Consider the following 17,632-nt stretch of genomic DNA (forward strand, 5'->3'; position numbering starts at 1 on the left):
CCGTCCATCTGGGCGGCACCGGTGATCATGTTCTTCACATAATCGGCGTGGCCCGGGCAATCGACGTGCGCATAGTGGCGCGCAGCCGTCTCATACTCGACATGTGCGGTCGAGATGGTGATGCCGCGCTCGCGCTCTTCGGGCGCCTTGTCGATGTTGGCATAGCTGGTGAAGGTTGCGCCGCCGGTCTCGGCCAGCACCTTGGTAATCGCAGCCGTCAGCGACGTCTTGCCATGGTCGACGTGACCGATGGTGCCGATATTGCAGTGCGGCTTGTTACGCTCGAATTTTGCCTTGGCCATGGCCGTAAACCTCTTCCTCGTAAGTCCGGTTGCGAATCTGTTCGGATAACAGCGGCGTTGCGGTTGAACCCGCCCGAAGGCGTGGGTCTCTAGCTACGCCTGCGAATAAATCAAGCCAGTTTCAGCTTGAGCTCTTCGGCCACGTTTGACGGGACTTCGTCATAATGGCTGAACTGCATGGAATATTGTGCGCGACCCTGACTCATGGACCGCAGCTGGTTCACATAGCCGAACATGTTGGCCAGGGGAACCATTGCCTCGATGACCTGAGCATTGCCGCGCGTGTCGGTGCCCTGAATCTGGCCGCGACGGCTGTTCAGATCGCCGATGACATCACCAAGATAATCTTCCGGCGTCACCACCTCGACCTTCATCACCGGCTCGAGCAGCTTGATGCCGGCCTTGGTGGCGGCTTCGCGCATGCCACCGCGACCGGTGATTTCAAAGGCCAGCGCCGAGGAGTCGACGTCGTGATAGGCGCCGTCATAGAGGGTGGCGACGAAATCGATGATCGGGAAGCCGATCAGCGAACCCGAAGCGGCGACCTCGCGGATGCCCTTCTCGACCGACGGAATATATTCCTTCGGAATATTGCCGCCCTTGACGTCATCCTTGAAGATGATGCCCGAACCGCGCTCGCCGGGTTCGACCGAGAATTTGATGCGGCCGAACTGGCCAGAGCCACCCGACTGCTTCTTGTGGGTGTAATCGACGTCGACCTTCTTGGCGAGCGATTCGCGATAGGCGACCTGCGGCGCACCGACATTGGCCTCGACCTTGAATTCACGGCGCATGCGGTCGACGAGGATTTCGAGGTGAAGCTCGCCCATGCCCTTGATGATGGTCTGACCCGATTCCATGTCCGAGGACACGCGGAACGACGGATCTTCCTGCGCGAGGCGGTTGAGGGCGATGCCCATCTTTTCCTGGTCGGCCTTGGTCTTGGGCTCGACGGCAACCTCGATCACCGGCTCGGGGAATTCCATCCGCTCGAGGATGATCGGCTTCAGCGGCGAGCACAGCGTGTCGCCGGTGGTCACGTCCTTGAGGCCGACCAGCGCGACGATGTCGCCGGCAAAGGCTTCCTTGATGTCCTCGCGGTTGTTGGCGTGCATCAGCAGCATGCGGCCGATCTTCTCGCGCTTGTCCTTGACCGAGTTGAGCACGGTCGAGGCAGCTTCGAGCTTGCCCGAATAGATGCGAGCAAAGGTCAGCGTGCCGACGAAGGGATCGGTCATGATCTTGAAGGCCAGTGCCGAGAACGGCGCTTCGTCCGAGGCTTCGCGAATCTCGTCCTCGTCCTTCATGTTGATGCCGTGCATCGGCGGGATGTCGAGCGGCGACGGCAGATAGTCGACGACCGCGTCGAGCAGCGGCTGCACGCCCTTGTTCTTGAACGCCGAGCCGCACAGCACCGGCACGAACGCGAACGCCAGCGTGCCCTTGCGGATCAGCGCCTTCAGCTCGGCGGTCGTCGGCTCGGTGCCTTCGAGGTACGATTCCATCAGGGCATCGTCCTGCTCGACGGCCATTTCGATCAGCTCGGACCGCGCCACGGCGGCGGCGTCCTTCAGATGATCGGGAATGTCCTTGTATTCGAACTTGGCGCCCAGCGATTCTTCGAGCCAAACGATGGCGCGGTTCTCGACCAGGTCGACGAGGCCGATGAAATCACCCTCTAGACCGATCGGCAGATAGAGCACTGCCGGCCGCGCGCCGAGACGATCCTTGATCATCTGGACGCAGCGATCGAAATTGGCACCGGTGCGGTCGAGCTTGTTGACGAAGCACATCCGCGGCACCTTGTACTTGTCCGCCTGGCGCCACACGGTTTCCGACTGCGGCTCGACGCCGGCAACGCCGTCGAAGCACGCCACGGCACCATCGAGCACGCGCAGCGAACGCTCGACTTCGATGGTGAAGTCGACGTGGCCCGGCGTGTCGATGATGTTGATCCGGTGGTCGTTCCAGAAGCAGGTGGTGGCGGCGGACGTGATGGTGATGCCGCGCTCCTGCTCCTGCTCCATCCAGTCCATGGTGGCGGTGCCCTCATGGACCTCGCCGATCTTGTAGGACTTGCCGGTGTAGTAAAGGATGCGCTCGGTCGTCGTCGTCTTGCCGGCGTCAATGTGCGCCATGATACCGATGTTGCGGTAGCGCTCGAGCGGATTGGTGCGTGCCATGGGAAACCTGCCAGACGAAGAGGGTTAAGACGCTGTTACCAGCGGTAATGGGAGAAGGCGCGGTTGGCTTCGGCCATCCGGTGCGAATCTTCGCGCTTCTTGACGGCGGCACCACGGTTGTTCGCCGCATCGAGCAGCTCGCCCGACAGGCGCTGCGCCATGGTGTGCTCGGACCGCTTGCGCGCCGCGGCAATCAGCCAGCGAATGGCCAGCGCCTGCGAACGCTCGGGACGGACCTCGACCGGCACCTGATAGGTGGCGCCACCAACGCGACGCGACCGGACTTCGATGCCCGGACGGACATTGGCCAGCGCATCATGGAAGACACCGACCGGCTCGCGGCGGCTCTTGGCCTCGATGGTCTCGAGCGCCGAATAGACGATCGATTCCGCAACCGACTTCTTGCCCTGGAGCATCACCAGGTTCATAAATTTGGAGAGAATGACGTCACCAAACCGGGGATCCGGCAGGATTTCACGCTTCTCTGGACGACGACGACGTGCCATTTCAACTACCCCTTATTTCGGACGCTTGGCGCCGTACTTCGAACGGCTCTGCTTGCGATTCTTGACACCCTGGGTATCGAGAACGCCGCGCAGAACGTGATAGCGCACGCCGGGAAGATCCTTGACGCGGCCGCCGCGGATGAGCACCACCGAGTGCTCCTGCAGGTTATGGCCTTCGCCGGGGATGTAGCCGATGACCTCGAAACCGTTGGTCAAACGGATCTTGGCCACCTTGCGGAGCGCCGAGTTCGGCTTCTTCGGGGTGGTGGTGTAGACGCGGGTGCAAACGCCGCGCTTCTGCGGGCAGGCCTCCATGGCCGGCACCTTGTTGCGCGCCTTCTGTGGCTCGCGACCCTTGCGGATCAGCTGGTTGATTGTTGGCATTCGGTTCTTTCTCTCGCTTCGGCCGCAAGCCACCATGGCTAGCCGCCTACTTCAGAGCCGCCCCGCCGTTCCCCGGCTGCAGTGCAGCCGACCAACGCATAAGCGCGTCAGACCCATCTCTCGATGGCCCGGCGCGCGCGGTGCACCCTGTCGTTCCTGTATCGCCACGACCAGCGCAGCGATGCCGCCCCATAAGCGCGTGAAGGCGGGCCGTCAAGAAGGGGGCCTCCGGCGGCCGGGGCCTTGGCCCCGGACCCCAGCACAAGGCGCCGCGTCATGCTGGCCCCTCCGTCCAGGTGACGAGCTTCACGCGTGGCGGCTGGGGCCAACGCCCCAGCCGCCGGAGGCCCGCTTCTTCAGAGCGCCCCGTGGCAGTGCTTGAACTTCTTCCCCGAGCCGCACGGACATAACGCATTACGCGGTACGCTGCGCAGCCATTCGGCGCGGGTTTCGTCATCGACGTCCATCATCTCGGCCGTCGCCGCTGCTGCGCCCGCCAGGGCACCGGCCGGCAGCGTGCCAAACGCATCGAGTCGCGGCATCGGCAAGCCAGCGGCGTCATTCTCGCCGGTGAAGGGGTCGATATGCGTGGTGATGAAGCCGGAGGGCGGCATCGCCGGCTCGGTGGGCTCCATCTGGAACTGTGCCTGGGCAAGCATCCGGGTGACATCCTCGCGCACCGTCGAAAGCATCCGCTCGAACAGCGCGAAGGCTTCCGACTTATATTCGTTGAGCGGCGTCTTCTGCGCATAGGCGCGCAGGTGAATGACCTGGCGGAGTGCATCGAGGGTTGCGAGATGCTCCTTCCAGTGATGATCGAGCGCCTGGAGGAGGAAGTTCTTCTCGATCGACACCCAGGTCTCGGGTGCGACGCTGGAAGCCTTGGCGGTCATCATCTCGTCGGACGCGGTCATCAGCCGTTCAAGTACCATCTCGGGATCGATGGCTTCTTCCTGTGGCCAGCCGGTGACATCGAGACCGACGCCGAGCGTGTCGGTGACGGCGGTTTGCAGGGCGGCGATATCCCATTGCTCGGGGAAGCTGCCCGGCGGGCAGGCCTCGGCGACGATGGCGTTGACCGTCTCATGGCGCATGTCGATGACGACATCGCCGACGGTCTCCGAATCCATGATGTCGGCACGCTGCTCGTAAACGACCTTGCGCTGGTCGTTCATCACATCATCATACTGGAGCAGCTGCTTGCGCACGTCGTAGTTGCGCGCCTCGACCTTCTTCTGCGCGGTCTCGATGGCCTTGGATATCCAGGGGTGGACGATCGCCTCCCCCTCCTCGAGCCCCGAGTTCATCATCCGGCTGAGCATCGACTGCTGGCCGAAGATGCGCAGCAGGTCATCATCAAGGCTGAGATAGAAGCGGCTGAATCCGGGATCGCCCTGGCGGCCCGAGCGGCCGCGCAGCTGGTTGTCGATGCGCCGGCTCTCATGGCGCTCGGTGCCGAGCACGAACAGGCCGCCGGCGGCCCGCACGGCCTCGCGTTCGGCGGCGGCCTCGGCCTTGATCCGTTCGGCGGCGGCATCGCGCTCGGGCCCGGGGGGAATCTCGGTCAGCTCGCGGCCGATCCGCGCCTCGGCATTGCCGCCAAGCTGGATGTCGGTGCCGCGCCCGGCCATGTTGGTGGCGATGGTGACGGCGCCGAGACGGCCCGCCTGCTCGACGATCTGGGCCTCCTGCTCATGGTAGCGGGCGTTGAGCACGACATGCTTGACCCCCTCCTTGGTCAGGAATTCGGACAGCATCTCGCTCTTCTCGATCGATACGGTGCCGACGAGGATCGGCTGGCCGCGGGACGAGGCCTCGCCGATGGTCTTGACGATTGCCTTGAACTTGTCGTCGGCGTTCTTGTAGAATTCGTCATCGACATCGATGCGCTTGACCGGAAGATTGGTCGGGATCTCGACGACATTGAGCTTGTAGATGTCGTAGAATTCGGAGGCCTCGGTCGACGCCGTGCCGGTCATCCCCGACAGCCTGGGGTACATGCGGAAATAATTCTGGAAGGTGACAGAGGCCAGCGTCTGGTTCTCGGGCTGGATCGCCACGCCTTCCTTGGCCTCGACGGCCTGGTGCAGGCCATCGGACCAACGTCGCCCGTCCATCATCCGCCCGGTGAACTCGTCGATGATGATCACCTTGCCGCCGCGCACAATATAGTCGGTATCGCGCCGGAAGATGGCGTTGGCGCGCAGCGCCTGGTTCAGGTGATGGACGACCTGGGTATTCTCGAAATCATAGAGGTTCTCGCCATCGAGCAGGCCGGCGGCCGAAAGCGCGCGTTCGGCCTTTTCGGTGCCATCCTCGGTCAGGATCACCGATTTCTGCTTCTCGTCGACGATATAATCCTCGGGATCGAGCGTCTTCACCATCGCGTCGACCGAGATGTACAATTCGCTCTTGTCGTCGGTCGGCCCGGAGATGATCAGCGGCGTGCGGGCCTCGTCGATCAGCACCGAGTCGACCTCGTCGACCACTGCATAATAGAAGGGCCGCTGCACCATCTGCTCGCGGCTGTATTTCATATTGTCGCGCAGATAGTCGAAGCCGAATTCGTTGTTCGTGCCGTAAGTAATGTCGCAGGCATAGGCAGCGCGGCGCGAGGCATCGTCCAGATTGGGGATGATGGTCCCCACCGTCAGGCCGAGGAAGCGATAGACCTGGCCCATCCACTGGGCGTCGCGGCTGGCCAGATAATCGTTGACGGTCACGACATGGACGCCCTTGCCGGTCAGCGCATTCAGATAGACGGCGAGCGTTGCCACCAACGTCTTGCCTTCGCCGGTGCGCATCTCGGCGATCTCGCCGCGGTGGAGGACAATGCCGCCAATCATCTGTACGTCGAAATGGCGCATGCCCATCGTCCGCCGGGCCGCCTCGCGCACGGTGGCGAAGGCTTCGGGCAGGATGTCGTCGAGCGTCTCGCCGTTTGCCAGCCGGTCCTTCAGCTTCTCGGTCTGGCCGCGCAGCGACGCATCGTCGAGCGCCTGCATCGCCGGCTCGAAGCCGTTGATGCGATCGACGATCTTCCCCAGCGATTTAACGTAGCGATCATTGGAAGATCCGAACAATCGCTTGGCGATGCCGCCCATTCCGAGCATGAATATCCTGACGCGCAATAGGATGGGCCTGTGTTGCCACATGCCCCAATGGCTTGCGATGTAGGAGCGGCAAGGCGCGCCGTCAATGAAACGGTCAGGGTTTGCGCGGGCGGGTTTCTCCTCGGGCTTCCTCGAGCCGCTGACGTCGCCACCAGCCCCGCCGGCCCTTGGTCATGTCGGCAACGCGGGCGCTGGCCCGCCGGTCGCGCTTTCGCCGCAGCCCGAAATCGACAGCCTTGCGGATGCGCGGATAGCCGCGCGTCCAGCGCAGGTAACGCCGCCGCGCCCAGGGCGAATTGCGCAGCACCAGCGCCAGGCCGAAGGCGAAGATGAAGATACCGAGCGGACCCGGGGTGGGAATGCCGATAATCGGCGCGAGCAGCATCAGTAGTCCGCCCAGCATCAGCTGAAGCAGGCGCGCTGGCTCGCTTTTGGCCAGTCGTTGCCAAGATGTCCGCATCGTCACCCCGCGGCTTTACGGTGCCTGTCAAGAGCTCGGCAAGGGAGCATGTCGGCGCGGGCGCAAATAAGGGAAACTGTTGCCCGACAAGCGCATCCGGATGCTTTCCTGCGCCCTGGAGAGGCCCTTGAGTATCGCCGATACGGCCGTTAATGTTTACATAGGGTCAACCTTTGCATCTTCGGGGAGACCCATGGTCGCGCATGTCGGAACGGTGGCATTTCTCGGGCTTGAGGCGCGCCGGGTCGATGTCCAGGTCCAGATCAGCAGCGGCGCGGTCGCCTTCATCACCGTCGGACTGCCCGACAAGGCGGTAAAGGAAAGCCGGGAGCGCGTGCAATCGGCGCTTCATGCCATGGGCCTGTCGCTGCCGCCACGCCGGATCATCGTCAACCTCTCGCCCGCCGACCTGCCGAAGGAGGGCTCGCACTATGACCTGCCGATCGCGCTGGCGCTTTTGGTTGCGATGAACATCCTGCCGCAGGGGTTGGTCGATCGTCACCTGGCCGTGGGCGAACTCGGGCTCGATGGCCGCATCGGCCCGGTGCCGGGCGTGCTGCTGGCGGCGCTCCACGCGGCCGAGCATGAACTCGGACTGATCTGCCCGGCGCCGCAGGGCGGCGAAGCGGCCTGGGCCGGAGACATTGACGTGCTGGCGCCGCGGGACCTGCTCAGCCTGCTCAGCCATCTGAAGGGGACCCAGCTGATCGGCCCGCCGGAGCGGATGCTCGCCGAGAGCCGGCCGGCGGGGCCGGACCTGGCCGACATCAAGGGCCAGGAAACCGCCAAGCGCGTGCTCGAGATTGCCGCGGCCGGCGGCCACAACATGCTGATGTGCGGACCGCCAGGCTCGGGCAAGTCGATGCTCGCCGCCGCGCTGCCCGGGATATTGCCTGACCTGACGCCGGCCGAAGCGCTCGAAGTGTCGATGATCGCCTCAATGGGCGGCCAGCTTGAGGGCGGGCGGCTGATCCGCACGCGGCCGTTCCGCAGTCCGCATCACAATGCCTCGATGCCGGCGCTCGTCGGCGGCGGCAGCAAGGCGCGGCCCGGCGAGGTCAGCTTCGCCCATCTCGGCGTGCTGTTTCTCGACGAGCTGCCGGAATTTCAGCGCACGGTGCTCGATTCGCTGCGCCAGCCGCTGGAAAGCGGCACTGTCTATGTCGCCCGGGCGGCCGCCCACGTCAGCTATCCGGCGCGGGTGCAGCTGGTGGCGGCGATGAATCCCTGCCGCTGCGGCCATCTCGACGATCCGGGCCGCGCCTGCGCCCGGGCCCCGCGCTGCGCCGCCGATTACCAGTCGCGCCTGTCCGGCCCGCTGCTTGACCGGATCGACCTGCACACCGACGTACCGGCGCTGAGCGCCGCCGACCTGACGATGCCGGCAGCCGCCGAATCGAGCCAGACCGTCGCCGCCCGCGTTGCAGCAGCGCGCCAGGCCCAGAGCCGCCGCTACGCCGGTTCCGGCGTGCGCACCAATGCCGAGGCCGATGGGGCATTGCTGGAGGCGCACTGCACGCCCGATGATGCCGGCCGGCAGCTGCTCGCTCAGGCCAGCGAACGCCTGCGCCTGTCGGCCCGGGGCTATACTCGCGTGTTGCGCGTCGCCCGGACGCTCGCCGATCTGGCCGGCGACGCGGGCGTAACCCGCACGCATATTGCCGAGGCCTTGAGCTACAGGTTGCGCGCGCCGGTCAACTGACCGGATTCATCAGGGGTGCATCTTCACTGGCCACAATGGCTGAAAGGGAGATGCACCATGGGCATGATCGATTTCGTCAAGGACAAGCTCGGGCTCGGCGGTCCAGACGCCGACAAGATCAAGGCACAGATCACCAAGCTCGGCCTTCAGGTCAGCAACCTCGACATCCGCATCGAAGACGGCGTGGCCACCGTCACCGGCCTGGCCGTCAACCGCGCCGAGGCCTCGAAGATCGTTGTTGCCATCGGCAACAATGACGGCATCACCAAGGTCGACAACCGGATGCGGGTGCCGCTGAGCAGCCTTCCCTCCAAGGCTCCGGTGACGACGGCCTCGCCGGCGCCGACGGCTGGCAATGATGACGACGTCGATGCCGATGAGGAAGCTGTGGTGTTCTATCCGGTGGCCAAGGGCGAGACACTTTCGGCCATCGCCAAGCGGCTCTATGGCGATGCCAACCTCTATCCGCGGATCTTCGAGGCCAATCGCCCCATGCTGACCCACCCGGACAAGATCTATCCCGGTCAGGTCCTGCGCATTCCGCCGCTCTAGAGATAGTCCCCCATTGCCATGGCTTCGGGATCGGTGGCGAGCACCAGCCGCAGCGCCGCCACCCGCGCCATCCGAAGCGTCTGCACCCGCCGCCGCGCCGCATTCAGAGTCAGGATCGGCGCCGGACGCAGCTCGGCAGCGCCGTAGCGGTCGGCCATCACCAGCCCGGTCTCGGCGGGTCGGAAAATCGGATCATCGAAAAGGCTGCCGTTGAAATCGGTTGGAACCGCCCAGTAGAAGCGGTCGCACCAATCGAGATACTCAGGCCATTTGCGATCCCCGCGTAGATCAGCCCGCGATACCTTGATCTCGACCAGCGTCACCCGCCCGGCCATGTCTACCGCCAGCAAATCGGCGCGTCGGCCATTGCCGAGCGCCACCTCGGCAATCGGCGCATAGCCGGCCTGCACCAGCCAGCGGCAGACGCCGCGTCGTACATCCACACTGTCCATGTCTTGTCCTCACGAGAACAAGACAGGAACACCGTTCATGAGTCAACGATAGAAGACGTGGCGCCCGATCTGGGCAATGCGAACCTTGTCGCGCCAGACCGGGCGGACATGCGTGGCGTGGAAGGAGATCGCATCAGGGGCGACTTCCGGCCACAGGCGCTGAACGGCGACGAGCGCGATGGCTTTGGCCGTATGCCAGGCCGCACCGGCCCTGACGGCACTGCCATGAGGATAGGTGAACTGGCCGGGCTGGCGGATCACACCGCAGATGCTGCTGGGATAACGGCCTGACTCGGTGCGGTTGATGATCGCCTGGGCAACGGCGAGCTGGCCTTCCAACGGTTCGCCCCGGGCTTCGAAATAGACGGCGCGGGCAAGACAAAGGCGCTCGTCATCTTCGCTGAATTCGACGGCGGGCGCATCGACAGCGTTGACCACAGTGATCAAAGCGGCAGGCGCAACGTCATAATCGGGTACCGGCACGTCAGCGAGCGACATGATGTCGAGATCGGCGGCGGTGATCGGTTGTTCGGCGGGAACGGGGGCGGACTGCAACATCTCTTCGGAGACGGAATCCAGCGAATAGGTGGTCGGCACGGAGCCGGCGGCGAGCAGAAAAAGGCTCGAAGCCATGGCGAGGATCAGGCGACGGGAACTTTCGCTGATCCGCAAGGTTGCAAACGACATTCAGACGACAATCAAACACGGCCATGTCCGGGTCCGCCGTCGATGAACGCCCCAAACGCCGGGCGCTTCGCCATCGACCGCTGGGCTGAAGCCCGGTCCGGTCCGCTTCGGTTCATGGGTGCAGCGCCCGCCCACGGGCTCTGCGTCCAGATGACGCTGGCCGTTAAAGATCGGGCTCCTGCGGTCAATCCCCAGTGAGTGAATCGGCGATGAACCGTGCGGCGTCCGGGATGTCCAGTTCAATGATCCAGAGGTCCGGATCGCGACGGCGCGCCCGCTCGGTCCAGGCGGCGATAGCCTCGCCGCGCGCCGTTTCCTGATAGGCATAGCCGCCAGACGCGGCCATCACCGGCGTCAGCAGGACATCTTCCTGTCCCCGGGTACGGCTGACCACGGCAATGCTGCCGGCCGTGGCATCCCCGCGCGCCAGCACAGCGCCGAAGCCACCGGCCGCTTCGACCGTCCTGAGCAGCGCCGATACCTTGAGGCCGGCCGCCAGCCGCATCAGGCGGCGCGCGATGCCGCCAGCGCCGGACGATCGACGGCTGCGCGCATCGTGCCGGCATCATCGGCCGCCCGCAGCATCTGCAGGACATCCCTGTTGCGCAGCGTGCGGCTGATCCGGGCCAGCGCCTTGAGATGGTCGGCGCCCGCGTCCTCCGGCGACAGCAGCAGCACCAGCAGGTCGACAGGCTCGCCATCCAGCGCGCCATAGTCGATCGGTTGCGCGAGGCGTGCCAGAACGACCGTCAGCCGGTCGAGGCCGGCAATCCGGGCATGCGGGATCGCAGCCCCCTGCCCGAAACCGGTCGATCCCAGCGTCTCGCGTTCTCTGATCCGCTCGAGAATCAGGCTCGACGGCAAACCGGCCAACGGCGCCGCCCGGTCGGCCAGCGCGGCCAATGCGCTCGGTTTGTCGGCGGCCGCCAGCGCCGGAAACACCGCTTCGCCGCGAAACAGGTCGGCAAAATCACCACCGTTCATCGTCAATTCCGCCGCGGCTCGACCCAGCCGATGCTGCCGTCCTCGCGCCGGTAGACCATATTGTGCGTACCGCTCGCTGAATTGACGAACATCAGGGCGTTGGTATTGCGCAGATCAAGCATCATCACCGCGTCGCCGACCGTGGCAGTGGGGATATCCACCCGGGTCTCGGCAATCACCAGCGGATGATCGGCATCGTCCTGGCCATCGTTTTCGTCATTGTCAGGGGCGGCGGCGAAGATGCGATACTCGGCATTGTCGATTACCGACAGCAGCTCACGCTCGGCCGCGACCTGGGCCCCGGGACCATGACGATCCTTGAGCCGGCGCATGTAGCGGCGCAGCTGCTTGTCGATACGCTCGGCCGCACCGTCGAAGGCGAGATGGGCATCCTGGGCGCGGTTGCCGCCCTTGAGGATCAGGTCCGACATCACATGCATGACGATATCGCACTGGAAATGCCCATGCGGCGCATTGGCAAGCGTGACATGCGCTGAGATGGCGCGCGGAAAATATTTGGCGACCATCACACCGAGCCGGTCGCGCACATGGGTGCTGAAGGCAGCCCCCGTATCGACCTGATGTCCTGAAATCCTGACGTCCATAATCTGTCTCCTCGGGCCGATACCGATGGCCAGTCGTGTCACACGAGTAAAGGATAGGGGCAGGTCATATGATTGTCATGTCCGCCACAGCGGATCCTTCAACCCCGCCACGAATTCGGCATGGCGGAGAAGCTCCGCATCACTGGCCGAAAAATCGCGCGCCGCGCGCACCTCGCGCGTCGCCGGCACCGGGCTGAAGGCGACCGGCCCGGCGGGCAATGTCTCGACCAGATCGAAGCCGATCTGGCGACCGCCGGTCAGCTCGACATAGACCCGCGCCAATAGCTCGGCATCGACCAGCGCCCCATGCTTGACCCGTCCGGACAGATCGATCCCGTAACGGTTGCACAGCGCATCGAGCGTGTGCTTGGCCCCAGGATGCAGCTTGCGCGACATCTCCAGCGTATCGATGGCGCGGGCATGCGGGATGATCGGCATGCTGGCGCGCTTCAACTCCCAGTTGAGAAACTCCATGTCGAACGCCGCATTATGGGCAACGAGCGGGGAATCGCCGATGAAGGCGAGGAATCCGTCGATGATCATCTCGAAAACCGGCTGGCCGGAGAGAAAATCACTGCTGAGGCCGTGCACATTCTGGGCATCGCGCGGCATCGGCCGGCACGGATCGACATAGGTATGGAAAAAGCGGCCGGTCATCACCCGGTTGATCATTTCCACCGCGCCGATCTCGACGATGCGGTGGCCGTCCCCCGGCATGATCCCGGTGGTTTCGGTATCGAATACAATCTCACGCATGGCCAATCGATTAGCGCAGCCGCCGCCAAATGAGAAGCCTTGGCACCGCCCGCGTCAGCGAAGCCGGCGGACCAGCCGCTGCACCGCCAACCAGGTCTCGCGCCGCCCGCGCCCGGTCTCGATGACGACATCGGCACGCCGGCGCTTTTCTCGATCCGGCATCTGGGTGCGCAGGATGGCCTCGAACTTGGCAACGGTCATGCCCGGACGGCGCAGCACCCGGGCACGCTGGACCCGCAGCGGCGCAGACACCACGACCGTCAGGTGACAATGCCGCCACCCACCCTTCTCGAACAACAGCGGCACATCCAGCACCACGGCAGACTTCAGACGATGCGCACCGAGAAAGCGCGACTGGGCCTCGGCGACCAGCGGGTGCAAGATCGACTCAAGCCGGCGCAGCGCCACCGCGTCGGCAAAGACATGCGCGCCCAGCCGGTCACGGTGCAGGCCACCCTCATGGGTGGTGCCGGGAAACGCCTGCTCGATGGCATGAAGCGCCCGGCCGCCCGGGCCCTGCAGGCGCCGGACCTCGGCATCGGCGTCAAACACCGGCAGCCCGGCCTTGCGGAACATCGCCGCCACCGTGCTCTTGCCCATGCCGATCGAGCCGGTCAGGCCGACGATCATCATGCCGTCAGCAGCGCCCGCAGCTCGGCATCACGCCCGCGCGGCGCCGCCTGGCCAAAAAACAGTTCAAACGCCGTCGCCGCCTGGCCGATCAGCATCGACAGGCCATCGATCGCCGTCAGCCCACGCGCTCGGGCATCAGCCAGCAAAGGCGTTTCCAGCGGCACATAGACCGCGTCGAACACCAGCGCATCGGCCGGTAGCGACCCCAGATCCACGGTCAGAGATGGCTGCCCGGTCATGCCCAGCGTGGTGGCGTTGAACACCAGCCCAATATCGGTTCCCGCCGGCAGAGGAGCATCAAACGGCAATACGATACCGGGCTGGCCGGCGGCCTCAAGCAGCGCCCGGCCCTTGTCTGCAGTGCGCGCCATCACCGTCACCGATCCGGCACCCAGCCGCACCGCCGCCGCCACCGCCGCCCGCGCCGCGCCGCCGGTCCCCAGCACCACCATTGTTCGACCATGCAGGTCATGGCCGCACAGCGGCTCGCAAATGCCGTCGACATCGGTGTTGGTGCCGCTGATCCGGCCGTCATCGCCCACCAACACCGTATTGACAGCCCCTACCCGCTCGGCGGCCTCATCGATCCTGTCGAGATGCGCCATCACCGCCAGCTTGTGCGGCACCGTAACATTGACCCCGCGCAGACCCATCGCCGGCAGCGCCCGAACAAATGCCCCAACCCGCTCAGGCGCGATCGGAAAGCGGCTGTAATCACCATCAACACCAAGCGCCTGCAGCCAGAAGCGGTGAATCAGCGGCGATTTGGAGTGCGCGACGGGCCAGCCGATGACGCCGGCGACGGCGGGGAGGAGAGTCATGAAAGGCCTCCGGCGGCTGGGGCCTTGGGCCCCAGACCCCAAATGAAGGGCCTGCCCGCTCGCAAGTTCGGACAGCGCCCAATAAGAACCATGCCCCCGCTTGGGGTCTGGGGCCCAAGGCCCCAGCCGCCGGAGGCCCTCTTCCTCATGCCATCAACTCGCCGCGATCCCGCAGCCACCCCAGCAGCGCCAGCAACGGCAAGCCGCGGATGACGAATTGGTCGCCGTCAATACGGGTAAACAGCTGGGCACCAAGGCCTTCGATGCGGTAGCAGCCGACGCAACCGAGCACGGCCTCGCCTTCGCGGTCGAGATAGTCGGCGATGAAGGCATCCGAGAGCGGGCGCATGGTCAGCCGGGCGGTGCCGCCGGCACGCCAGATCGGCTGGCCATCGAGGGCGACAACGGCGGCGGAGACAAGCTTGTGCGTGGTGCCGGCCAGCTGACGCAGCTGGGCTTCGGCGCGCGGCCGTGTCTCAGGCTTGGCAAGCAGGGCACCGTCCGATGTGGCGACGACCGAATCCGCGCCGAGCACGAGGCAACCCGGCCGGTTGCGCGAAATCTTGAGTGCCTTCAACTCGGCAAGGGCGTCGGCGATGCGGGCCGGGCTGGCGGCTTCGGCGACCAGCGCGGCCATCACCTGGTCTTCGTCGACATGGGCAGGCATCGCCTCGAAGGCGACGCCGGCGGCCTCCAGCATGGCGCGACGGGCGACAGACTGGCTGGCCAGAATGATCATGCTGGTGTCACTGAACCATTGTCGCCGTTGCCGTTCTTGGTGCGGGCCTGGAACAGGTTAATGATCGCGGCGGCGGTTTCCTCGATCGAGCGACGCGTGACATCGATGACGGGGATGTCGTGATCGGCGAACAGCCGGCGAGCATAGGCGACCTCGGCCTCGATCCGCTCGATGTCGACATACGACGTATCGGGCGTCTGCCCGAGAGTAAGCAGGCGGTTGCGGCGGATCATCATCAACCGCTCGGGCGCCGTCGTCAGTCCGACGACGATAGGATTCTGCAGGGTGAACAGTGAAGCCGGTGGCGGCGACTGGGGGACGATCGGGATATTGGCGGATTTGTAGCCGCGATTGGCCAGATAGATGCTGGTCGGCGTCTTCGAGGTTCGCGAGACGCCGGCGACGACGATATCGGCATCCTCCCAATCGTCCGAGCCGGCGCCGTCATCATGGACCATGGTGTAATTGATGGCATCGACGCGCTGGAAATAGGCCTTGTCCATGACATGCTGGCGGCCCGGCCGCGTCGTGGTCGCCTGGCCGAGCAGGTTGGACAGCGCGCCGATGGTCGGATCGAGCGGCGAGACCATCGGCAGCCCGAGGCTGGCGCAGCGGCTTTCCAGCCGGTCCCGCACCTTGCCGTCGACGAGCGTGTAGATAACCAGCCCCGGACGACGGGCGATTTCCTCGATCACCCGGTCGAGATGGCCTTCGGAACGGACCATCGGCCAGAAATGCTTTGTGGCCTCGGCGCCCTCGAATCGGGCGAGGCCGGCCTTGGCGACCATCTCGAGCGTTTCACCGGTGGAATCGCTGACGAGATGCAGGTGAAGCCGGGTCGAAGCCAGTGTCATACGCAGATACCCCCGGAACAAGCCTGTGAATAACCGCTGGAGAGCCGCGGTCAAGCCGGGCGGATATGGCGAACAGGCTGGGTTCCGGGTGGTTGCCCCGGACCCACGGCTATGCGCTCCCCATGGGGACGCTGCTTTCAGCGACTCTGTGGATATCGGGGATCGAATTACCGACTCGCATGGATTCAACACATTATGAGCCATCGCCGACGAGAAAAGGCTGTGGAAGGATTCTTATCCCCGTTATCCAGCGACCAACAACCATCATCATGATTCAAGAAATATGGAACTGTTGTTGTGGGGCTTGACCATGGGCAACGAGGTCGTGATTGGGGAAGGATGAACATCGACCCAGCCGACCCGCCGCTTCTCGCCGTCCTCAAGGGCGAATACCGCCATCCCGCGCCGCTCTGGCTGATGCGCCAGGCCGGGCGTTACCTTCCCGAATACCGGGCTTTGCGGGCCGAAAAAGGCGGCTTCCTTGAGCTGGTCTATGACAGTGATGCGGCAGCCGAGATCACCCTCCAGCCGATCCGGCGCTTCGGGCTGGACGGCGCCATCCTGTTCTCCGATATCCTGATCGTCCCCCATGCCATTGGCCAGACGCTGACCTTCGGGCCCGGCGAAGGCCCACAGCTGTCTCCGGCGCTGATCGGCGCCGACTGGCGGACGCTCGAGCCCGCCCCGCACTATCTGACCCGCATCTATGAAACCGTCGCCAAGGTCCGTGCCCAGCTCGACCCGTCGGTGACGATGCTCGGCTTCGCAGGCAGTCCGTGGACGGTCGCCACTTACATGGTCGCTGGCCATGGCAGCAAGGACCATGCCGAGACCCGCCAGCTGGCCTATCAGGACCCGCAGGCGTTTCAGGAACTGATCGACAAGATCGTGGCGGTGACAGTCGAATATCTGTCCGGCCAAATCGAGGCCGGGGCGCAGGCAATCCAGCTGTTCGACAGCTGGGCCGGCAGCCTGAGCCCGGCACAGTTCGAGCAATGGATTATCGCCCCCAATGCCGCCATCACAAGCCAGCTGAAGGCGCGGCATCCCGATACGCCGGTCATCGGCTTTCCCAAGGGCGCCGGCGCCAAGCTCGTCGCCTATGCGACCGAAACCGGCGTAGATGCCGTCGGTCTCGACGAGACGCTCGATCCCGAATGGGCAAACGCGGTGCTGCCCAAGGGCATGCCGGTCCAGGGCAATCTCGATCCGCTGGCACTGATGGCCGGTGGCCCGGCATTGGTCTCGGCGGTCGAGCGCATCCGCAAGGCCTTCGCCGGTCGGCCGCATGTCTTCAACCTCGGCCATGGTATCGGCCAGTTCACGCCGATCGACCATGTCGAAACATTGGTCGAACTGGTGCGGAGGCCGCTCTGACCGGCTGGCTCGGACAGGCCTATCCGTGGATCAAGTCGGTCCATGTCATCTTCGTCATCTTCTGGATGGCGGGGCTGTTCATGCTGCCGCGCTTCCTCGTCTACTGGATGGCTGCGCCCACCGAAGCCGAGAACCGGCTCTGGGCCGAGCGCTGTGGCCGGCTACGGCGGATCATCCTGACCCCGGGCTTGATCGTTGCCTGGGCGGCAGGGCTATCGCTGGCCTTTCACCTGGGTTTCGCCGGCAATGGCTGGCTCCATGCCAAGCTGGCCATCGTTGTGGCGCTGTCCGGCTATCATGGCTGGGCAGTCGCGGCATCAAAGCGCTTCGCGGCCAGTGAGCGGCCCTATTCGGAAAAGACGCTCCGGCTGTTGAACGAGGTGCCGTCTTTGGTGACGATTGCGGTCGTTATTCTGGTGATCGTCAAGCCGTTCTGAAGGGCTTCCGGAGGCCGGAGGTTGGGCGGTGTCAACATTCATAACAACGTCGCCGCGGCCGGTAACAGAAAGTGCCTCCGGCGGC

At 64.7% G+C, this 17,632-nt stretch carries 20 protein-coding genes; 4 read left to right on the top strand and 16 right to left on the bottom strand.

Translation table 11 applies throughout. The annotated features are described in order from the left end of the window. The 6 genes from ACTIFJ_RS12055 to ACTIFJ_RS12080 form a co-directional block, all read right to left on the bottom strand. Window positions 1–302: GTP-binding protein (locus ACTIFJ_RS12055; RefSeq protein ID WP_439534357.1), on the bottom strand; the 302-nt coding region annotated here is incomplete at its 3' end. A gap of 110 nt (window positions 303–412) precedes the next feature. Then, on the bottom strand, window positions 413–2,485 hold the full coding sequence (gene fusA / locus ACTIFJ_RS12060; protein ID WP_439534358.1) for an elongation factor G: 2,073 nt from the start codon (window positions 2,483–2,485) through the stop codon (window positions 413–415). 35 nt (window positions 2,486–2,520) lie between these two features. Continuing rightward, entirely contained in the window at window positions 2,521–2,991 is a 471-nt protein-coding gene (rpsG, locus tag ACTIFJ_RS12065; RefSeq protein WP_439534359.1) for a 30S ribosomal protein S7, read from the bottom strand. Window positions 2,992–3,003: 12 nt separating this feature from the next. Next, window positions 3,004–3,375, bottom strand: coding sequence for a 30S ribosomal protein S12 (gene rpsL, locus ACTIFJ_RS12070; RefSeq protein ID WP_152577498.1), 372 nt, complete (start codon window positions 3,373–3,375; stop codon window positions 3,004–3,006). A 356-nt stretch (window positions 3,376–3,731) separates the two neighbouring features. Beyond that, window positions 3,732–6,488, bottom strand: a complete 2,757-nt coding sequence (gene secA, locus ACTIFJ_RS12075) for a preprotein translocase subunit SecA (protein ID WP_439534360.1) — start codon at window positions 6,486–6,488, stop codon at window positions 3,732–3,734. Between the two features lie 94 nt (window positions 6,489–6,582). Continuing rightward, entirely contained in the window at window positions 6,583–6,954 is a 372-nt protein-coding gene (locus ACTIFJ_RS12080) for a hypothetical protein (protein ID WP_439534361.1), read from the bottom strand. Window positions 6,955–7,141: 187 nt separating this feature from the next. On the opposite strand from ACTIFJ_RS12080, the gene ACTIFJ_RS12085 reads away from it, so the two are divergent. Together ACTIFJ_RS12085 and lysM are read left to right on the top strand one after the other, a co-directional pair. Next, on the top strand, window positions 7,142–8,650 hold the full coding sequence (locus tag ACTIFJ_RS12085) for a YifB family Mg chelatase-like AAA ATPase (RefSeq protein ID WP_439534362.1): 1,509 nt from the start codon (window positions 7,142–7,144) through the stop codon (window positions 8,648–8,650). 57 nt (window positions 8,651–8,707) lie between these two features. Next, complete coding sequence (gene lysM, locus ACTIFJ_RS12090) at window positions 8,708–9,202, top strand: peptidoglycan-binding protein LysM (RefSeq protein WP_439534363.1); 495 nt, start codon at window positions 8,708–8,710, stop codon at window positions 9,200–9,202. Here lysM and ACTIFJ_RS12095 read toward each other — a convergent pair. The 10 genes from ACTIFJ_RS12095 to ACTIFJ_RS12140 form a co-directional block, all read right to left on the bottom strand. Then, the gene (locus ACTIFJ_RS12095; protein WP_439534364.1) at window positions 9,199–9,654 is read right to left on the bottom strand and encodes an MmcB family DNA repair protein; all 456 of its coding nucleotides are present in this window, start codon (window positions 9,652–9,654) and stop codon (window positions 9,199–9,201) included. The two genes, lysM and ACTIFJ_RS12095, sit on opposite strands and share 4 nt — an antisense overlap. A gap of 42 nt (window positions 9,655–9,696) precedes the next feature. Continuing rightward, window positions 9,697–10,326 (bottom strand): cell wall hydrolase, encoded by a 630-nt coding sequence (locus ACTIFJ_RS12100; protein WP_439534365.1) that lies wholly within the window; start codon window positions 10,324–10,326, stop codon window positions 9,697–9,699. A 199-nt stretch (window positions 10,327–10,525) separates the two neighbouring features. Continuing rightward, window positions 10,526–10,846, bottom strand: a complete 321-nt coding sequence (locus ACTIFJ_RS12105) for a DUF1491 family protein (protein WP_439534366.1) — start codon at window positions 10,844–10,846, stop codon at window positions 10,526–10,528. Next, window positions 10,846–11,325, bottom strand: a complete 480-nt coding sequence (locus tag ACTIFJ_RS12110) for a PTS sugar transporter subunit IIA (protein ID WP_439534367.1) — start codon at window positions 11,323–11,325, stop codon at window positions 10,846–10,848. The genes ACTIFJ_RS12105 and ACTIFJ_RS12110 overlap by 1 nt, the downstream gene beginning before the upstream one ends. Window positions 11,326–11,327: 2 nt before the next feature. Then, complete coding sequence (gene hpf / locus ACTIFJ_RS12115; RefSeq protein WP_439534368.1) at window positions 11,328–11,930, bottom strand: ribosome hibernation-promoting factor, HPF/YfiA family; 603 nt, start codon at window positions 11,928–11,930, stop codon at window positions 11,328–11,330. Between the two features lie 75 nt (window positions 11,931–12,005). Continuing rightward, window positions 12,006–12,686: a DNA polymerase III subunit epsilon gene (gene dnaQ / locus ACTIFJ_RS12120; protein ID WP_439534369.1), complete on the bottom strand. Its 681-nt coding sequence runs from the start codon at window positions 12,684–12,686 to the stop codon at window positions 12,006–12,008. A gap of 54 nt (window positions 12,687–12,740) precedes the next feature. Next, the gene (gene coaE, locus ACTIFJ_RS12125) at window positions 12,741–13,319 is read right to left on the bottom strand and encodes a dephospho-CoA kinase (RefSeq protein ID WP_439534370.1); all 579 of its coding nucleotides are present in this window, start codon (window positions 13,317–13,319) and stop codon (window positions 12,741–12,743) included. Next, a complete protein-coding gene (gene aroE, locus ACTIFJ_RS12130) occupies window positions 13,316–14,140 on the bottom strand; it encodes a shikimate dehydrogenase (RefSeq protein ID WP_439534371.1) in 825 nt (274 codons plus the stop codon). Before aroE ends, coaE begins: the two co-directional genes overlap by 4 nt. Before the next feature lie 145 nt (window positions 14,141–14,285). Further along, window positions 14,286–14,879 carry a Maf family protein gene (locus ACTIFJ_RS12135; RefSeq protein WP_439534372.1) on the bottom strand — a complete coding sequence of 198 codons (594 nt, stop codon included), beginning with the start codon at window positions 14,877–14,879 and terminating at the stop codon, window positions 14,286–14,288. Next, window positions 14,876–15,733 (bottom strand): pyruvate, water dikinase regulatory protein, encoded by an 858-nt coding sequence (locus ACTIFJ_RS12140; RefSeq protein WP_439534373.1) that lies wholly within the window; start codon window positions 15,731–15,733, stop codon window positions 14,876–14,878. The genes ACTIFJ_RS12135 and ACTIFJ_RS12140 overlap by 4 nt, the downstream gene beginning before the upstream one ends. A 339-nt stretch (window positions 15,734–16,072) precedes the next feature. Here ACTIFJ_RS12140 and hemE point away from each other — a divergent pair, with 339 nt between their 5' ends. Next, window positions 16,073–17,110: a uroporphyrinogen decarboxylase gene (hemE, locus tag ACTIFJ_RS12145; protein ID WP_439534374.1), complete on the top strand. Its 1,038-nt coding sequence runs from the start codon at window positions 16,073–16,075 to the stop codon at window positions 17,108–17,110. Further along, a complete protein-coding gene (locus ACTIFJ_RS12150; protein WP_439534375.1) occupies window positions 17,107–17,547 on the top strand; it encodes a CopD family protein in 441 nt (146 codons plus the stop codon). Before hemE ends, ACTIFJ_RS12150 begins: the two co-directional genes overlap by 4 nt. The last annotated feature ends 85 nt before the right edge of the window (window positions 17,548–17,632 follow it).

This window comes from Polymorphobacter sp. (assembly GCF_051860865.1).
Classification (GTDB): domain Bacteria; phylum Pseudomonadota; class Alphaproteobacteria; order Sphingomonadales; family Sphingomonadaceae; genus Sandarakinorhabdus.

What these genes read in the sequence shown, in the direction of transcription:
- ACTIFJ_RS12110 (WP_439534367.1), bottom strand. Translation starts at nt 11,325, where the DNA reads ATGAACGGTGGTGATTTTGCCGACCTGTTTCGCGGCGAAGCGGTGTTT.
- hpf (WP_439534368.1), bottom strand. Translation starts at nt 11,930, where the DNA reads ATGGACGTCAGGATTTCAGGACATCAGGTCGATACGGGGGCTGCCTTC.
- fusA (WP_439534358.1), bottom strand. Translation starts at nt 2,485, where the DNA reads ATGGCACGCACCAATCCGCTCGAGCGCTACCGCAACATCGGTATCATG.
- ACTIFJ_RS12085 (WP_439534362.1), top strand. Translation starts at nt 7,142, where the DNA reads ATGGTCGCGCATGTCGGAACGGTGGCATTTCTCGGGCTTGAGGCGCGC.
- ACTIFJ_RS12140 (WP_439534373.1), bottom strand. Translation starts at nt 15,733, where the DNA reads ATGACACTGGCTTCGACCCGGCTTCACCTGCATCTCGTCAGCGATTCC.
- ACTIFJ_RS12095 (WP_439534364.1), bottom strand. Translation starts at nt 9,654, where the DNA reads ATGGACAGTGTGGATGTACGACGCGGCGTCTGCCGCTGGCTGGTGCAG.
- dnaQ (WP_439534369.1), bottom strand. Translation starts at nt 12,686, where the DNA reads ATGCGTGAGATTGTATTCGATACCGAAACCACCGGGATCATGCCGGGG.
- rpsL (WP_152577498.1), bottom strand. Translation starts at nt 3,375, where the DNA reads ATGCCAACAATCAACCAGCTGATCCGCAAGGGTCGCGAGCCACAGAAG.
- coaE (WP_439534370.1), bottom strand. Translation starts at nt 13,319, where the DNA reads ATGATGATCGTCGGCCTGACCGGCTCGATCGGCATGGGCAAGAGCACG.
- lysM (WP_439534363.1), top strand. Translation starts at nt 8,708, where the DNA reads ATGGGCATGATCGATTTCGTCAAGGACAAGCTCGGGCTCGGCGGTCCA.
- ACTIFJ_RS12105 (WP_439534366.1), bottom strand. Translation starts at nt 10,846, where the DNA reads ATGCGGCTGGCGGCCGGCCTCAAGGTATCGGCGCTGCTCAGGACGGTC.
- hemE (WP_439534374.1), top strand. Translation starts at nt 16,073, where the DNA reads ATGAACATCGACCCAGCCGACCCGCCGCTTCTCGCCGTCCTCAAGGGC.
- secA (WP_439534360.1), bottom strand. Translation starts at nt 6,488, where the DNA reads ATGCTCGGAATGGGCGGCATCGCCAAGCGATTGTTCGGATCTTCCAAT.
- rpsG (WP_439534359.1), bottom strand. Translation starts at nt 2,991, where the DNA reads ATGGCACGTCGTCGTCGTCCAGAGAAGCGTGAAATCCTGCCGGATCCC.
- ACTIFJ_RS12135 (WP_439534372.1), bottom strand. Translation starts at nt 14,879, where the DNA reads ATGATCATTCTGGCCAGCCAGTCTGTCGCCCGTCGCGCCATGCTGGAG.
- aroE (WP_439534371.1), bottom strand. Translation starts at nt 14,140, where the DNA reads ATGACTCTCCTCCCCGCCGTCGCCGGCGTCATCGGCTGGCCCGTCGCG.